Source organism: Edaphobacter dinghuensis (assembly GCF_014640335.1).
Taxonomy (GTDB): Bacteria; Acidobacteriota; Terriglobia; order Terriglobales; family Acidobacteriaceae; genus Edaphobacter; species Edaphobacter dinghuensis.
This window is the reverse complement of sequence record NZ_BMGT01000001.1, coordinates 382,047-398,391: the sequence shown is the minus strand read 5'-3', so window position 1 is coordinate 398,391 and position 16,345 is coordinate 382,047. Positions and strand designations below refer to the sequence as shown.

The 16,345-nt window shown below is 59.4% G+C and carries 14 protein-coding genes; 12 read left to right on the top strand and 2 right to left on the bottom strand.

Features of this window, described 5'->3' with window-relative positions:
* The first annotated feature begins 124 nt into the window (after nucleotides 1-124).
* Nucleotides 125-1,225 carry a redox-regulated ATPase YchF gene (gene ychF / locus IEW09_RS01525; RefSeq protein WP_188552398.1) on the top strand — a complete coding sequence of 367 codons (1,101 nt, stop codon included), beginning with the start codon at nucleotides 125-127 and terminating at the stop codon, nucleotides 1,223-1,225.
* 85 nt (nucleotides 1,226-1,310) lie between these two features.
* On the opposite strand, the gene IEW09_RS01520 is transcribed toward ychF, so the two are convergent.
* Nucleotides 1,311-2,690 carry a DUF4382 domain-containing protein gene (locus tag IEW09_RS01520; protein ID WP_229739005.1) on the bottom strand — a complete coding sequence of 460 codons (1,380 nt, stop codon included), beginning with the start codon at nucleotides 2,688-2,690 and terminating at the stop codon, nucleotides 1,311-1,313.
* A 545-nt stretch (nucleotides 2,691-3,235) separates the two neighbouring features.
* On the opposite strand from IEW09_RS01520, the gene IEW09_RS01515 reads away from it, so the two are divergent.
* The gene (locus IEW09_RS01515; protein ID WP_188552396.1) at nucleotides 3,236-3,625 is read left to right on the top strand and encodes an RNA-binding S4 domain-containing protein; all 390 of its coding nucleotides are present in this window, start codon (nucleotides 3,236-3,238) and stop codon (nucleotides 3,623-3,625) included.
* 114 nt (nucleotides 3,626-3,739) lie between these two features.
* Nucleotides 3,740-4,432, top strand: a complete 693-nt coding sequence (locus IEW09_RS01510) for a hypothetical protein (RefSeq protein ID WP_188552395.1) — start codon at nucleotides 3,740-3,742, stop codon at nucleotides 4,430-4,432.
* A 23-nt stretch (nucleotides 4,433-4,455) separates the two neighbouring features.
* Here IEW09_RS01510 and IEW09_RS01505 read toward each other — a convergent pair whose 3' ends face one another.
* The gene (locus IEW09_RS01505) at nucleotides 4,456-5,517 is read right to left on the bottom strand and encodes a glycoside hydrolase family 43 protein (RefSeq protein WP_188552394.1); all 1,062 of its coding nucleotides are present in this window, start codon (nucleotides 5,515-5,517) and stop codon (nucleotides 4,456-4,458) included.
* Nucleotides 5,518-5,662: 145 nt separating this feature from the next.
* Between IEW09_RS01505 and IEW09_RS01500 the strand changes: the two genes are divergently transcribed.
* The 9 genes from IEW09_RS01500 to IEW09_RS01460 all read left to right on the top strand — a co-directional run bounded on the left by IEW09_RS01500 (nucleotide 5,663) and on the right by IEW09_RS01460 (nucleotide 16,345).
* Nucleotides 5,663-8,116 (top strand): RelA/SpoT family protein, encoded by a 2,454-nt coding sequence (locus tag IEW09_RS01500; RefSeq protein WP_188552393.1) that lies wholly within the window; start codon nucleotides 5,663-5,665, stop codon nucleotides 8,114-8,116.
* 65 nt (nucleotides 8,117-8,181) lie between these two features.
* Nucleotides 8,182-9,528 (top strand): multicopper oxidase family protein, encoded by a 1,347-nt coding sequence (locus IEW09_RS01495; protein ID WP_229739004.1) that lies wholly within the window; start codon nucleotides 8,182-8,184, stop codon nucleotides 9,526-9,528.
* A complete protein-coding gene (locus IEW09_RS01490) occupies nucleotides 9,521-10,360 on the top strand; it encodes a hypothetical protein (RefSeq protein ID WP_229739003.1) in 840 nt (279 codons plus the stop codon). Before IEW09_RS01495 ends, IEW09_RS01490 begins: the two co-directional genes overlap by 8 nt.
* A 235-nt stretch (nucleotides 10,361-10,595) precedes the next feature.
* Nucleotides 10,596-11,840 carry a tryptophan synthase subunit beta gene (gene trpB / locus IEW09_RS01485; protein ID WP_188552392.1) on the top strand — a complete coding sequence of 415 codons (1,245 nt, stop codon included), beginning with the start codon at nucleotides 10,596-10,598 and terminating at the stop codon, nucleotides 11,838-11,840.
* Nucleotides 11,824-12,582, top strand: a complete 759-nt coding sequence (gene trpA / locus IEW09_RS01480; RefSeq protein WP_188552391.1) for a tryptophan synthase subunit alpha — start codon at nucleotides 11,824-11,826, stop codon at nucleotides 12,580-12,582. The genes trpB and trpA overlap by 17 nt, the downstream gene beginning before the upstream one ends.
* Before the next feature lie 130 nt (nucleotides 12,583-12,712).
* On the top strand, nucleotides 12,713-12,976 hold the full coding sequence (pheA, locus tag IEW09_RS01475; RefSeq protein ID WP_188552390.1) for a chorismate mutase: 264 nt from the start codon (nucleotides 12,713-12,715) through the stop codon (nucleotides 12,974-12,976).
* 64 nt (nucleotides 12,977-13,040) lie between these two features.
* On the top strand, nucleotides 13,041-14,060 hold the full coding sequence (gene aroF, locus IEW09_RS01470; protein WP_188552389.1) for a 3-deoxy-7-phosphoheptulonate synthase: 1,020 nt from the start codon (nucleotides 13,041-13,043) through the stop codon (nucleotides 14,058-14,060).
* A 17-nt stretch (nucleotides 14,061-14,077) separates the two neighbouring features.
* The gene (locus tag IEW09_RS01465; protein ID WP_188552388.1) at nucleotides 14,078-14,932 is read left to right on the top strand and encodes a prephenate dehydrogenase; all 855 of its coding nucleotides are present in this window, start codon (nucleotides 14,078-14,080) and stop codon (nucleotides 14,930-14,932) included.
* Between the two features lie 180 nt (nucleotides 14,933-15,112).
* Nucleotides 15,113-16,345, top strand: a complete 1,233-nt coding sequence (locus IEW09_RS01460; protein WP_188552387.1) for a threonine ammonia-lyase — start codon at nucleotides 15,113-15,115, stop codon at nucleotides 16,343-16,345.

Sequence of the window (16,345 nt, the reverse complement as noted above, 5' to 3'; positions counted from 1 at the left end):
CCGGCACTAGTTGGGTGCCCCACGTCCGGCACTTGAGGACGTGGGTGTGGAGCGCCACGAACCTCGGCATCGCTCATCATCCGCATCGGCATGTTTCAATAGAAGGTAAGGACCTCATAGAAAAATGCCTCTCAATTGTGGAATCGTTGGCCTGCCCAACGTCGGAAAAAGCACCATCTTCAACGCGCTCACCTCTGCCAAGGCCCAGGCGGCCAACTATCCGTTCTGCACCATCGACCCCAATACCGGCGTCGTCACGGTGCCCGATGAGCGCCTCGCCAAAATCTCCGCGCTGATCCAGCCCAAGTCGCTTGTTCCCACCACGATGGAGTTCATCGACATCGCCGGTCTGGTCGAAGGCGCGAGCAAAGGCGAAGGCCTCGGCAACCAGTTCCTCGGCCACATCCGCGCCACCGACGCCATCGCGCACGTCGTCCGCTGCTTCGATGACGCCGAGGTCGTCCACGTCGCCGGAGGCGTCAATCCTCTGCACGACATCGACATTATTAACACCGAGCTTCTGCTCGCCGACCTCGACACCGTCGAGAAGCGCTACGCTAAAGTCGAAAAGCTCAACAAGCCCGCCAACGCCGACCATAAGGTCAAAACCGAGTTCGCCGCTCTCACCAAGCTCAAGGACGTCCTCAACGCAGGCAAGCCCGCCCGCACCGCCGACCTGACGGACGAAGAGAGGCTGATCGCCCGCGAGCTGTTCCTTATCACCGCCAAGCCTCAGCTCTACGTCGCCAACGTCGATGACTCCGGCATCATCGATGGCAACGCCTACACCGCCGCTGTCGAAAAGCGCGCCGCAGAAGAGGGCGCACAGGTCGTCCGCATCTGCGGAGCCATGGAATCCGAGATCGCACAGCTAGAACCAGCCGAGCGCGACGAGTTTTTGAAGGACATGGGTCTCTCCGAGCCGGGCCTGAACCGCCTCATCCACTCTGCCTATCGCCTGCTTGATCTCATCACTTATTTCACGGCGGGTGTGCAGGAAGTTCGCGCCTGGACGATCAAGCGCGGTACCAAGGCCCCCGGCGCGGCAGGCGTCATTCATTCCGACTTCGAGAAGGGCTTCATCAAGGCCGACTGCTATGCCTCCGACGACCTCTTCACCTACGGCAGCGAACAGGCGGTCAAGGAAAAGGGCCTGCTCCGCTCCGAAGGCAAGGAGTACATCGTCAAGGACGGCGACATTCTCTTCTTCAAGTTCAACGTATAACGCAGAGAACCTTCAGCCATGCAAAAAAGGCCACCCACAGCGGGCGGCCTTTTTGCTGCTACAACCTTCTCTGAGGCTTTCCAGGCTACTGACATCCTGCAAACGCCAATGTGGAAACCGGCAAAGGAGCTCCGGGAGCCGGCATCACCGCAGTAGCTTTCAACTCATTGGGCGAGCAGTCCAGCGTTCCGCCCGAAGACGGCACAAACGCGATTCCATCCACCGTATACGAGGCTGGAAGCGTGCTCTGCGTCAACGTCGTTCCGCCGGCAGCGAAAGCGCCGACAAAGGGTGCGCCTGCTGAAACGCTCAGGCTGTAGTTTGCGCAGTCAGTATTGGTGGGGCATGCTGAATTGCTTGCCGTGGTAATCGCGGCCACAACGCTTGACTGGGTCGTACTCGGAACGAGAGGCACGGTCACTGTCAGCGTGCTGCTCACAGCTTCCAATGTGCTCAACTGAGCATCAATCCCCGTTGCTGCTGCCGGATTCGCGGCGTTCTGCGAGGTCACCTGTCCCTGCAGCGTCGCTGAACCCACAGAGACGACAGGCAACGCATGTAATGCCACGGTCGATACCGCCGATCCTGTCGAAACTCCCGTAACGACGGTAGGCGAATAAACGACTCCAGAAGTATTCTGCCCCACAATCACCACATCATAAGTTCCCTGTGGCAGTGGACAGAAGACGAAGTGGCCGCTCGCATCCGTCAGCGTGCTCATAAAGACGCGATCGATTCCGCTCGAATCCGGTTGCTCCAATGCGACGGTTACTTCACCATCAATCTGCTTGTTTGTCGCGCTGTCCACCACGGTTCCGTTGATCGACGAAGAGGTCGTGCTCACCTCGCCTGCATGCAGCACGGGCTTCAGTCTGTACTGCCCATTTCCTTGCTCCACAATGGAAACGCAGGTGTTGAAGTCGATATCCAGGTCCTTCGTCTGTCCTGCGGCAATATTGAATCCGCCGCCCTCGATTTGCCCGGAAGGAATCTTGATGCCCGTTTTGGATTCGCTCGAAAGCTGCAAGGTATGTGTGCTGCCATCGCTCAAAACCAAGCAGTTGGCGGAGCTGGTGCAGGCATTGTTCTTAATATTGCTCGTAGCCGAATTGTCCGCCAGAATCACGCGAATCTGCTGATAGTTTCCTGCCTGTAGTTCCAGCGCATCGCCCAGGGTCGCCAGAAAACACTGGTTATTGGCCAGTCCCAGAAGATCAATCTGTTGTGGAGCTCCTGCCAGGCTCGGAGTCAGGTCGACCCAGCTTGAATCGCCATCGCCGGCAGTCGCATTCGTATTTGCCTTGATGTCGGTCACAGTGACATAAACATGTTGATAAGGCCCATTCGGGGCCATACATGTCGACGGATCACTCAGCATCACGGATACCTTTGCTGTGCCGGAGGAGGTGGTTGTTGAAGAACCACCGCTGCTGCAACCCACCACAATGGCCCCGGTCAGAGCCAATGCTATTGCAAGAACTGAGAAAATGACTGGGAGTGGAAATGGTTTTTTCGAGGTACAGCCAGATTGATTACTGTTTGATGACATTGGTGTGTTCCTTCTTTCGGAATAAGGTTGAATGTTTGCGCCTCAAAATGCCGCGCCACCAAAAACACCAAGGCAGTCAGTAAATGCCGGGTAAATCAGATAAAACCTCAAAGTAAGATGCATGAATATGCATCTTCTTGCATAGCAAAAAAATAAAATATTGGGGGCTGGAGCAACGAGACTACGGGCTGACCTTAGTAATTTTTAGGGGAGAAGGAGTAGGAGATTCTCCGGATAAATCGTTCATAATTAGATAGTTGCCGTCACCATTTCTTCGACTAGTTGCAGCAGTTCCTGACCGGGAACCAACCGGCCATCACGCTGTCCCTTCGATGGGGATACCGACAAGCGACTAAGACCGGATGACTTAGAAAACCATTGCTGGGCCCGCGTTGTCCAGAAAGTTCCCTTGTGGCTTCGCAGCATACTTCGGATAGAGAGCCCGTGTATGAAAATGAGTTATGGCAGAGATGCGAATCGACAAGTGGCTCTGGGCGGCGCGGTTCTTCAAGACGCGGGCGCTGGCATCGAAGGCATGCGAACTGGGCAGGATTGAGTCCAACGGCCAGCGCGCCAAGGCCGCGCGCGAGGTGCGCGTCGGCGATATGCTTCGCGTCAAAAACGAAGCTGGGGATTTTCACGTCGAGGTGCTGCTTCTCAGCGAGGTGCGCGGTCCGGCGGCGGTCGCGCAGACGCTGTATCGGGAGACCGAAGAGAGCCAGCAGGCCCGTCTCAAGGCCGCCGAGGAGCGCAAGGAGATGATGCGCATGGGAGCGGTGACCGAGGGCAGGCCCTCGAAGCGCGATCGCCAGGAACTCAAGCGGCTGCGAGGCAGAATCCATCGCTTCTGATTTGCGTTTGCAGTCCGGCAAGTCGCAACATATCCAAAGCAGCATCCAACCTAGAGACCGTTGTCCCTTGCTGAGCTTATCTGGTGGAGAGCGGAATGAAATAAGGGGTCTTCCGTGAAAATAAACGCTATGCGCCACCTTCCCTCTGCTGTTTTTCTTGTGACGATTTGCGCACCGTGTCTTGCATCGGCTGCGCAGCCTCCCGCCGCGCAGCCGCCAGCCGCCATGCAGTCACAGGGGGCCGCCTCTGCGATCATGCAGCCTTCGCTCGATACGCTGACGCAGGCGCTCGAAGTGTTGCGACCGGAAAGATGGAAGGCCCCCGATGCCATCAAGCAGGAGACCGGCTCTAACATCGACTCTATTCACCGTGATATCCAGACGACGCTGCCGCAGTTGCTTGCAACCGCCGATGCAGCACCCAATTCGGTCTCGCAGCTATTGCTCGCCTACCGCAATGTCGAGGCGCTCTACGATGTACTGCTTCGCGTCGCTCAGGTTGCGAACCTCGCCGCTCCGGGGCAGCAAAGCGCAGCGATCGATCACGCCAGGGCGAGCCTCGAAGATGCCAGGCGCACTCTCGGCGATCGGCTAAACTCCGCCGCTCTTGGACAAGACCAGCAGGTACACCGGTTGCAGGCCGCGCTGCGTGCCGTACCTCCACCTGCGGCTCCGGTCGTCTGCCCGACGCCTGCGCCGGTGAAGAAGCCAAGACGCCGCCGCAAGCCCGTGGCCAAGCCAGCCCCCAAGCCTGCAACGTCAACGCAACAGAGCAATCCGCAGAACGGAACGAGTGCTGCACATTAGCGGCAGCACTCGTCTCCACGCTGTTAGTTGTGTGAGGGCTTGCGGATCGCAGTCTCGGTCGAGAGCGGCTTGCCGAAGTTCGGCGTACCGTCTGCATTCCATGTAAAGGGCTGTATCCGCGGCGAGCGCATGCCTCCGCAACCCTCGCCTGAGCCCGGATTCGCGTGATAGATGATCCAGTCTTCTTTGCCGTCCAGCGATTTAAAGAAGCCGTTGTGGCCGGGGCCGAAGACGCCTGCCTCGCGGTCCTGCTTGAAGAAAGGATGGTCGAACTTCGACCATGATGCTGGATCGAGCAGGTTCGAGTTGGCGTTCGCCTTCACCACGCCCAGCTCGTAGTAGTCGGTCCAGCAGGCGGAGCCGGAGTAGACGAGGAAGATGTCCTGTCCATGCTGAAGGATCTCCGGACCTTCATTCACATTGACGTGCGGCATCTCGGGGCGATTGAGAAGGTCGCCGACGTGCTCCCACGGATACTTCGGATAGGAGAGCAGAACGCGCTTTGAGTCGATGGTCCAGGGGTTTTTGAGGTGCGCCAGGTAGATGCGCTGTTCGCCGTCGCTATCGCCCTCCCAGCCTGACCACACGATATATTTCTGGCCCTTGTTCTCGAAGACGGAGGCATCGATTGCCCATTTGTCGGTCGCGTCCGCAACTTTACCCTTGAAGGTGAAGTTGCCATCGAGTGGGTCGGCTGCCGCGTTTTCGACGACGTAGATGCGGTGCGACTCGTTCTGTCCGGCATCTGCGGCGAAGTAGATGTACCACTTGCCATCCATGAAGTGCAGCTCCGGCGCCCAGATGTCGTGCGAGTAGGGACCGGTGGCCGGGGGCGTCCACACGACCTTCTTCTCTGCATGGGCGAGGTCGGTGATGTCGCGTGTCTTCCACACCGTCAGGTTCCCGCCCGTGGTGTTCATGTAGTAATAGAAGCCGCCATAGGTAACCACCCAAGGATCGGGGCCGGTCTTGAGCAGCGGATTATGAAAGGTGTCGGCGTTCTGTGCCGTCTGACCTTGCGCCGTTGGCTGGAAGAACGGCAGCGCAGCCGTCGCGAGGAGAAGGAATCCTGTGAGCAGTTTCATGGCGGTCCTCTGGAGATGCTCGGCAGAATGGAGCGAGATCTCTGGGGTGTATTCGTTTACATAGCATCATCTCATCTCTCGTCGATCCCTTCGAGGCCGTTGGCCGGCGCAAACCGGGACTTGACGACGCAGCCTATAATGTCCTATGGTCACCGCCCATCCAGCCTCTTCAGAGGCTGCCCCGCCAAACAAGCCGAAGAAGCCATCGGAGATACCTGGTACCGATACAGGGATGGAGCTGGAAGCTGCTCTTCCTGTTGGAGTTACAGAAGAGGCTCCGGCTGTCGCTGAGCTGCGCGGCAAGGCGGCGGAGGTCGGGCCGGTAGAACCGTCGGTCTTCGATGAGTCTTCGGCATCTCATTTGGGCGACGTACCAGCGGCGGAGATCGAGACGGTCGACGCCAAGTTTCAAAAGCTGCTCGAGACGGTGCATCAGAACCGTCCCGCCGATGACCTCGACATTATCCGCAAGGCATGGGCGTTCTCTTTGCAGCAGCACGAGGGGCAAAAGCGGGCCTCGGGCGAGCCGTACATCATTCATCCGCTTGAAGTCGGGCAGGTGCTCGCCGAGTTGAAGATGGATTCGACCGCGATTGCAGCCGGTTTGTTGCACGATGCGGTCGAAGATACGGATGTCACCTCAGCCGAGCTGGGCAAACGCTTCGGCGACCAGGTGGCGCACATCGTCGAGGGTGTTACTAAGCTCGACAAGATCAAGTTCGCTAACCGCGAAGACCACCAGGCAGAGAACATCCGCAAGATGCTGCTGGCGATGGTAACCGACGTTCGCGTGGTCATCATCAAGCTGGCCGACCGCCTCCACAATATGCGGACGCTGGAGCACCTGAAGCCGGAGCGGCAACAAAAAATTGCGCGCGAGACGCTCGATATCTACGCTCCGCTGGCGCACCGTCTGGGCATGGGTAAGCTGCGCGGCGAACTCGAAGATCTGGCCTTCCGCTACACCGATCCCTTTGCCTACAAGCAGGTCTCGACCGAAGTGGATTCGTTGCGCGGAGCAGGCGAAGAGTTTCTGCACAAGATCGTCACCGAGCTCGAAGAAAAGCTGCACGAGCACCATATCAAGGGGCGCGTGGAGTGGCGTATCAAGCGTCTCTACTCCATTCAGCAGAAGCTGGAGTCGCAGAAGATTCCCGTCGACCAGGTCTATGACCTGCTCGCGGTGCGCGTCATCTGTCAGACCGTGCAGGACTGTTATGCGGTGCTTGGCCTTCTGCACAGCACATGGCGTCCGGTGCCTGGGCGCATCAAGGACTTCATCGCCATGCCGCGACCCAATCTTTATCAGTCGCTGCATACGACGCTGATTGCTCCGGGCGGTCACCAGTTCGAGGTGCAGATTCGCACCGAAGATATGCACCGTGTTGCGGAAGAGGGAATCGCGGCGCACTGGAAGTACAAGGCTTCCGACAACGTCACGTCGAAGGACGAGCAGCGGCTCGCGTGGATGCGGCAGTTGATGGAGTGGCAGCGCGAGATGCCCGACCCCAACGAGTTCATGTCGACGCTCAAGATCGACCTGTACCCGGAGGAGGTCTACACCTTCACTCCCAAGGGGAAGGTCGTCGTGCTGCCCAAGGACGCAAGCCCGGTAGACTTCGCCTACGCGATCCACACCGAGGTTGGCAATACGACCGTGGGCGCGAAGGTAAACGGCCGCATCGTTCCGCTGCGGACGCGGCTGCGCAACGGCGACATCGTCGAGATTTCGACGCAGACAGGACACGCTCCCAGCCGCGACTGGCTCAGCTTCACCAAAAGCTCGCGCGCGCGCAACAAGATCAAGCACTGGCTCAACGAGCAGCAGCGGGTACGCGCCATCGAGATCGGCAGAAAGCTGCTCGACCGCGAGGCGCGCAAATACAAGCTCTCGCTGGGTAAGTTTGGCGAGGCCGACTACGACAAGGTCGCCGGAGAGTACGGCCTCGGCACACAGGCGGAGCTGCTGGCTGGCGTAGGCTTCGGTAAGTTTTCCGCGCGGCAGGTGCTGAACAAGCTCGAGCCGGGATCGACGATGGCGGCAGAACCGGCACCCACCGAAGGAAGCATCGGCAACACCATCGGACAGATGTCCGATGCCGTGAAGAAGGTCTTCTTTGGCAAAGGGTCGGACTCGCTGCAGGTGGAAGGGCAGGACGATCTGCTGGTCTATCGCGCCCGCTGTTGTAACCCAATTCGTGGTGAAGAGATTATCGGCTACGTCACCCGGGGCAAGGGCGTAGCGGTCCATGCGCGAAGCTGTCCCAACGTGCAGAACCTGTTGTATGAGTCGGACCGGCGCATTCAGGTGGAGTGGGCGCCTTCGCCGGTTGAGCCAGGAACGACCAAAGCCCAGACTTATCCTGTGAAGCTGACCGTGCTCTGCGATGACCGCCCCGGTCTGCTCAAAGAATTTACGGCGATCATCGCCGACGATGGAACCAACATTCGCAGCGTCGACACGAAGGCCACTCCCGAGGGAACGATGGTGGTGGACTTTGTGGTGGAGACGGTGGATGTTCGCCACCTGAACAAGCTGGTGCAGAATCTGCGTAAAGTCCCCGGCGTGCGGGATGTGCATCGCGTTCAGAAGATCTAGCAAGAAGCGCCTGTGCCCATGTGCTTTCTTAAGTTGCGGTTAAGCAATCGTTGTTAGCATGGGGTGTGGTTACTCGACGTCGTTTGCTTCAGTGTTCGACGATGGCCGCCGGGGCTGCGGTGTTTCCCGGTGTCGCGTCTGCCCTTGCGGATGCCGACTATACGATCGATATCGCTCCATACTCGCTTGAGGTTGCGCCGCGACGTTTTATCAAGACCATTGCCTACAACCAACAGGTTCCGGGGCCGCTGCTGCGGCTGAAAGAAGGCGTGCCGGTAACTATCGATGTTGCAAATCACAGCGGCAACGAGGAGGTAGTGCACTGGCATGGCCTGTTCCTTCCCTCCGATGTGGATGGCGCGATGGAAGAGGGAACGCCGGCTGTGCCTCCCGGTAGCAAGGCACGTTATACCTATACGCCGCGCCCCGCGGGGTTTCGCTGGTATCACACGCACACCTTTGCCGGAGGCGACTTCAAGAAGGGGCTCTACACCGGACAGGAGGGCTTTCTGATGATCGAGCCGCGAGAGAACGCTGCCCGCTATGATCAGGAGTTTTTTCTGGCACTGCATGACTTTGGCGCGAACCTCGAAGGCAGCGGCGACGGCTCAATGAATCCCGCCTACGACGTTTCGACGATCAACGGCCGCACGCTCGGTTTCGGAGAGCCATTGCGCGTGAAGCAGGGTCAGCGCGTGCTGCTGCACGTCTTGAATAGCAGCGCGACCGAGCCGCACTGGCTGGCGTTCGCGGGACATCAGCTACGTGTTGTAGCGCTCGATGGGAACAAGGTGCCGCAGCCGAAGGTGGTGCCGATGCTCCGTCTCTCTCCGGCGGAACGCGTCTGTGTTGAGGTGGAGATGGACCGCCCCGGAGTGTGGGTGCTGGGCGAGGTGCGCAAGCATGTCATGGCTGCGGGAATGGGCATTGTGGTGGAGTACGCGGGCAGTAGCGGCAAACCGCAGTGGCAGCAGCCCGAGAAACTGGTCTGGGATTATCTGCAGTTTGGCGCAGCGAGTGACGCTTCGGCAGCAGAGAGCAAGGCCATCGAAGTCCCGTTGGTCTTTCAATCGAAGTTTGCCGGACACGGTGCGATGGACGAGTGGATGATTAATGGAAAGTCGTATCCAAAGACCGACACCGTGGCGCTGACGCGAGGCCAACGATATCGGCTGATGTTTATCAACAAAAGTCAGGATGATCATCCGGTGCATCTGCATCGGCATACGTTCGAGTTGAAGAAGATGGCAGGCCGCGACACCAGCGGCATTCTCAAGGACACGGTTCTGGTTACAGCAGGGACACAGGCTGAAGTTGAATTCACGGCGGACAATCCGGGCCTGACGCTCTTTCACTGCCACCAGCAGAACCACATGGATATGGGTTTTATGATGCTCTTTCGATATGCGTGAATTCTTAGCGAACCTGGGATTATTTCGTCGTCATCCAAAGACGATGCGTATTGCGTTGTCAATTGCCGCGCTTGTCTGCTGCGCGATCTCTGCGCGGGCGCAGGGAAACTACGAGATTCAGGTCTACGGGGCGGACACCGTCGCGCCAAAGAGCACGATGGTAGAGTTGCACTCGAACTTCACCCCTGAGGGACAAAAATATATCGTCGATGGCGTGTATCCGACGAACCACCAGCAGCACGAGACCCTTGAGATTACGCAGGGGTTGACGAGTTGGTCGGAGGTCGGTTTCTATGTCTTTACAAGCTGGCAGGACGGCCACGGTGTGCAGTGGGTGGGCGACCATATCAGGCCGCGTGTGCGTGTGCCCGACTCGTGGCACTGGCCTGTCGGTGTGAGCCTCTCGACCGAGGTCGGCTATCAACGAGCGGTCTATTCGCCGGATACGTGGACTTGGGAAATTCGGCCTATCGTGGATAAGGCGATTGGACGCTGGTACTTCGCCGTGAACCCGGCGCTCGAACGCACGTGGCATGGGCCGGATGTGAAGCAGGGTCTCGGATTTTCGCCCGGAGTGAAAGTTGGATACGACTTCACCAAGCAGATCAGCGGTGGCGTGGAGTACTACGCTGACTACGGAAGACTGGGCGCGTTCGACTCGCTGCATGACCAGCAACAGCAGATCTTTGCCGTCACAGACCTGAACGTCTCGCCGAAGTGGGAGATCAACTTCGGCGTTGGAGTAGGGCCAACAGCGGGCACAGACCATCTGATTGTGAAAGGGATTATCGGGCGGCACTTCAGTTGGGGAAGACAATCTCCTGTCGATTGATTTTTTCTGAAGTAAGAGCGGAATGTTGCACCCGCACCGCAATCCATGTATCTTTGAAATCAAGATGACGACCTTTTCCAGCCGATTTTGGTTTACCTTCCGCTACTGGCACACGGTAGCGGCATCGGCGGAGTAGCATCATCTGACACATCTGTAGAGTTCAGTTGATTCGATATCCACACGAGCCGCGACCCTTACGAGTCGCGGCTTTTTTGCGTAGCAGGGAGAGAAGCTGATGAGTGCAGCACCCACAACGAATTTGCCGAAGTCTGTAGCAGGACGGTTTGGAATATACGGCGGCCGCTATGTGCCGGAGACGCTGATGGCCGCGCTCGAAGAGCTGGAAGCGGCCTATGCGCAGGCCAAGGACGATCCCACCTTTCAGGCGGAGCTCAGCGATCTGCTGCACAACTACTGCGGCCGTCCCACGCCTCTCTACTTTGCCAAGCGCCTGACCGAGCAACTGGGCGGCGCAAAGATCTACCTGAAGCGCGAAGACCTGCTCCACACCGGCGCACACAAGATCAACAACGCCCTCGGCCAGGGACTGCTCGCTCGACGCATGGGCAAGCAGCGCATCATTGCCGAGACTGGTGCAGGCCAGCACGGCGTAGCGACGGCCACGATATGCGCTCTCTTCGGCCTCGAATGCGTCATCTACATGGGCGAAGAGGACATGCGCCGGCAGGAGCTGAACGTCTACCGCATGCGCCTGCTAGGAGCTGAGGTGCGCGGAGTCTCCGCAGGCTCTGCCACGCTGAAGGACGCTATCTCCGAGGCGATGCGCGACTGGGTCACCAACGTCCGCACTACCTATTACATCCTCGGCAGCGCTCTGGGAGCGCATCCTTACCCAACCATGGTGCGCGACTTCCATCGCGTCATCAGCCTTGAAGCCAAGGCGCAGATTCTCGAACAGGAGGGCAAGCTGCCCACCGCAATCGTCGCCTGCGTAGGCGGCGGCTCCAACGCAATCGGCGCTTTCTACGAATTTATTCCCGATGCCAATGTCGAACTCATCGGCGTCGAAGCAGGTGGACGCGGCACCGCGCTCGGGCAGCATGCAGCACGCTTCCAGAAGGTTGGCGGCGGTGTCCCGGGGGTTCTACAGGGAACCTACAGCTACGTTCTGCAGGACGACGCTGGACAGATATCGCTGACGCACAGCGTAAGCGCCGGTCTGGACTACGCCAGCGTAGGCCCGGAGCACGCCATGCTGCATGACTCCGGCCGCGCAAGCTACGTCTCCTGCTCAGACGATGCTGCATTGAAGGCCACGGTGACACTCGCGCGAACAGAAGGAATTCTTCCCGCGCTCGAAAGCGCCCACGCCGTAGCCGAAGCGATCCGTCTGGCTCCGACGATGGCGAAGACGGATGTGCTGATGGTGAACCTCTCCGGTCGAGGCGATAAGGACATGGGGATTCTGTCAAAGGAATTGGATCTGAAGGGAGCAGTGGCGAATGCCGATCGAGTTTAAGAAGAAGCCAGGGATCGTTGCGTATCTGACAGCAGGCGATCCTGACCTCGCCACAACCCGCGACATCGCTCTGGCAGCGATTGATAACGGTGCAGACGTCATCGAGCTGGGCGTTCCATTCAGCGATCCTCTGGCCGATGGCCCGGTGATTCAGCGCGCCAGCGAACGCTCTGTCGCACTTGGAACCACACTGACCGATGTGCTGGGATTAGCAAAAGAACTCCGCGCAGCGCGTCCAGCAGCGGGTCTGGTGTTGTTCTCCTATCTCAATCCGGTCGTGCGCATGGGGATGAAGACCTTCTGCTCGAAGGCAGCCGAAGCAGGCGCGGACGGTGTTCTTCTCACCGACATGATCGTCGAAGAGGCAGGCGAATATCTGGAGGCGATGCACGCGCACAAGCTGGCCCCGGTATTTTTGGCCGCGCCCACCAGTCCTGATGCTCGCCTGAAGGCAATCGCAAATGCCTCCGAAGGATTCGTCTACGCGATCTCCCGCGTCGGCATTACCGGGACGCAGCAGACAATCGCAGGTGATGCAGCAGAGCTGGTCTCCCGCCTGCGAAAGTTCACCAAACTGCCGATTGCCGTAGGCTTCGGCATCTCGAACGCCGAACACGTCAAGGCCGTCGGCGAGTTTGCTGACGCAGCCATCATCGGCAGCGCATTGGTGGCTCTGATTGAAAAAAGCACTCCGGCCGAAGCTCCCGCGGCGGTCGGTCAATTTATCGCGAGGTTACGGTGATGAAGATCGGGAGCGCAGTGAAATCAATCCGAACAAACACCCCCGTTTATCATGGTGCGTACACCAATTCCCCGCAGCGAATGACGCCAGCAAATGCCGGGCACATAACGTTGCAACGTGAGGCTGATGCATGGATATCTCCGACTGGCGAAAAAAGATCGACGAACTGGATGAACAGATTGTTCGTCTCATCAGCCAGCGTGCCGAGGCTGCCAAGGCCATCGGCGAGCTCAAGAAGACTGCAGACCTGCCGGTCTACGAGCCGAAGCGTGAGCAGAATGTCTTCGACCACGTTCGCGCTGCCAACCCCGGTCCATTGGCGGACGCCGAGATTCAGCACGTCTACGAGCGCATCATCGACGTGATGCGAACCTTGCAGCGGCGAGACCAGTAAAGCGCCGGATTCAGTTACAGAACCACAACATTTCAGTGATCTGATAGAGAGCGAAGCGAAGACAATGATCGTAGCGATGCAGGACCATGCAACAGAGGAAGATATCCAACGCGTGATCGAGCGGATGGTCGAGCTCGGCTTCAACGTTCACCGCACCACCGGCGCAGCCCAGACGATTCTGGCCGGCGTAGGAACGCCCGAGCACTTTGATGTCGCCGAGTTCAAGGTATTGGACGGTGTCCACGATGCCTACCGCATCTCCTCGCCCTACAAGCTGGCGGGCCGCAACTTCCGTCCCGAAGGCACGAAGATCAAGTTCCCCAATGGCGTTGTGGTCGGCGGCGAAGAGGTCGTCATCATGTCCGGCCCCTGCTCGGTCGAATCACGCGAACAGATTCTGCTGAGCGCGAAGCAAGTGAAGGCAGCGGGCGCGAAGTTCCTGCGCGGCGGCGCCTACAAGCCTCGCAGCTCGCCGTACAGCTTCCAGGGTATGGGCGTCGAAGGCTTGAAGCTGCTCCGTGAGGTCGCCGACGAGACCGGCCTTCTCGTCATCACCGAGGTTATGGAGATCTCGCAGATCGAAGTCATGCTGCCCTACATCGACTGCTTCCAGATCGGCGCGCGCAACATGCAGAACTTCAACCTGCTCCGCGAGCTGGGCCACGTCCGCAAGCCCTGCCTGCTGAAGCGCGGCATCGCTGCCACCATCGAAGAGGTTCTGCTCAGTGCGGAGTACATTCTCTCCGGAGGCAACTACGACCTCATTCTCTGCGAGCGCGGCATCCGCACCTACGAGACCTACACCCGTAACACGATGGACATCTCGGCAATCCCCGTCCTCAAGAAGTTGACTCACCTGCCCGTCTTCGGCGATCCCTCGCACGGCGTCGGCATCCGCGACCTGGTACCGTCCATGGCGCTGGCCAGTGTCGCTGCCGGGGCCGATGGCCTGCTGATGGAGATGCATCCCAATCCGGATAAGGCCATGAGCGACGGCGCGCAGAGCCTCTACCCTGAGCAGTTGGAGAAGCTGGTGGCACAATTGCGGCAGCTTGCACCGGTCGTCGGGCGTAAGATCGCTTAGCTATGCATGTCGGAGCAATGGAACGCGTTCTCATCATCGGTACAGGGCTGATCGGTGCTTCGACCGGTCTTGCGCTGCGGTCGGCGGGGTTTGCCGGACGGATCGACGGGTGGGATGGAAGTTCGCTGGAGCGGACGGCGGCAGTGCAGATGGGTGCCATCGACGCTGCCGCTGCTACGGCCGAGGACGCACTGGAGTTGGCGCGCAAAGCGAATGTGATCGTGCTCGCCGTGCCGGTACTGGCAGTCAAGGACTGGATGCAGCGCCTCGCCTCGGTCACCCGCTCCGGGCAACTGATTACAGATGTGGGCAGCACCAAGCTCGAGATCACCGAACTAGGAAAGACGCTGTTTACTGCCCCCGATGCGGCGAGGTTTTTACCGGGCCATCCGATGGCTGGCAAAGAATCCGGCGGAGCCATGCTGGCCGAAGCTGCTCTCTTTGATAACGCCATGTGGCTTTTTACCCCAGCCGCATCTGAACCTACCCCGATAGAAACGGAGTGGCGCAACTGGGTCGGCTTCTTCGGCGCACGCACGCTGGATATGGATGCCGCGCGTCACGACGAGCTTTGCGCTTGGGTCAGCCATCTGCCTCAGATGCTATCGACCGCGCTGGCCGCTCTGCTCGAAGACAAGTTCGGCGACGCTCCCGAGATCGGTGCGATCGGCGGCCGGGCATTGCGCGAGACCACGCGTCTCGGAGCCAGCCCCTACAGCATGTGGCGCGATGTTGCCATGACCAACACCGGCCCGATTGCGGACACGCTATTCGCCCTGGAGCAGCGGCTGGCCCATGTCCGTGAAAACCTCCGCACGCCGGAGCTGCGCGACGAGTTTGCCCTGGCCAACAAGTTCCGTCAGCGCAGATAGGCAATCTCCTACCACCAAAGCACGCCATCACTCCTGGCCCTAAAAGCACGTCATCTCGACCGGAGCGAAGCGGAGTGGAGAGACCCCTGTATTTGCCTTCTCTCTCAGCAGCACCCACTCTGCCGTGAAAATGCATAAACCTGTGCTCTGCCATTGCCCATCGGGTAACATCGGTACAGAGTGAGCAAATCCATCAACACCCCTAGCATCAGCCTCGCCGACGTGCAGGCCGCCCGTGAGCGGCTTCGCGGATCGATCTACTATTCGCCCTGCCCCCACTCGCAGATGCTCTCCGCGCTGACCGGCCAGCAGATCTATCTCAAACTCGAAAACCTGCAGATGACCGGCGCCTTCAAAGAGCGCGGTGCACTCAACCGCATTGCGACGCTCACGCCCGAACAGGCCGCTCGCGGCGTTGTTGCGGCCAGCGCAGGCAACCATGCGCAAGGTGTCGCCTACCACGCCACCAAGCGCGGAATCCGCAGCGTCATCGTCATGCCGCTGGCAACGCCGCTGGTCAAGGTAACCGCGACGCGCAACTTCGGTGCGCACATCGTGCTGCACGGAGCCAACTACGACGAGGCATACGAAGAGGCCAAGCGCATCTGCACAGAAGAGGGAATGACCTTCATCCACCCCTTCGACGACCCCCTCGTCATGGCTGGCCAGGGAACCATCGGCCTTGAGCTGCTGGAGCAGGTGCCCGAGCTGCAAGCAGTGGTCGTTCCCATCGGCGGCGGCGGCCTGATCGGCGGAATCGCCTGTGCCATCAAGGAATCGCGCCCCGACATCCGCGTGATCGGCGTGCAGACCTCGCGTCTGCCCTCGATGGCCGAAGCCGTCCGTCAGCATCATCCCGTCACGCTCGGTTCGGCAACCACCATCGCCGACGGCATTGCCGTGCGCCGCGCCGGAGAAGTAACCTTCCCCGTCATTGAAAAATATGTCGACGAGATCGTCACCGTCGACGAGGACGAGATCGCCTCCGCGATCCTTGTGCTTCTCGAACGCGAAAAGACGCTGGCCGAAGGCGCAGGAGCAACAGCGCTGGCGGCACTCATCCAGAAGAAGACCACGCTCAAAGAGCAGCACACAGCAGTCATCGTCAGCGCAGGCAACATCGACGTCACGCTGCTCTCGCGCATTATCGAGCGCGGCCTCGTGCAGGATGGCCGCCTCATTCGCCTGCGCATCCATCTGCTCGACAAGCCCGGAGCGCTGGCCGAACTGACGCGCCTGATCGCCGATCACCGCGCCAACATTGTGGATACGCTGCACAACCGCGCCTACTACGGCGTCAACCTCGGCGACACCGTGATCGACATCACGATGGAGACTCGAGGCCGCGAACAGGTAGAAGAGCTACTCGCAGCTCTGACCGCAGAGGGCTACAAGCACAGCCGCGTGATCTAG

Coding starts and splice junctions, on each gene's coding strand:
- ychF (WP_188552398.1), top strand. CDS start 125: ATGCCTCTCAATTGTGGAATCGTTGGCCTGCCCAACGTCGGAAAAAGC.
- IEW09_RS01515 (WP_188552396.1), top strand. CDS start 3,236: ATGGCAGAGATGCGAATCGACAAGTGGCTCTGGGCGGCGCGGTTCTTC.
- IEW09_RS01505 (WP_188552394.1), bottom strand. CDS start 5,517: ATGAAACTGCTCACAGGATTCCTTCTCCTCGCGACGGCTGCGCTGCCG.
- IEW09_RS01500 (WP_188552393.1), top strand. CDS start 5,663: ATGGTCACCGCCCATCCAGCCTCTTCAGAGGCTGCCCCGCCAAACAAG.
- IEW09_RS01490 (WP_229739003.1), top strand. CDS start 9,521: ATGCGTGAATTCTTAGCGAACCTGGGATTATTTCGTCGTCATCCAAAG.
- trpB (WP_188552392.1), top strand. CDS start 10,596: ATGAGTGCAGCACCCACAACGAATTTGCCGAAGTCTGTAGCAGGACGG.
- trpA (WP_188552391.1), top strand. CDS start 11,824: ATGCCGATCGAGTTTAAGAAGAAGCCAGGGATCGTTGCGTATCTGACA.
- pheA (WP_188552390.1), top strand. CDS start 12,713: ATGGATATCTCCGACTGGCGAAAAAAGATCGACGAACTGGATGAACAG.
- aroF (WP_188552389.1), top strand. CDS start 13,041: ATGATCGTAGCGATGCAGGACCATGCAACAGAGGAAGATATCCAACGC.
- IEW09_RS01465 (WP_188552388.1), top strand. CDS start 14,078: ATGGAACGCGTTCTCATCATCGGTACAGGGCTGATCGGTGCTTCGACC.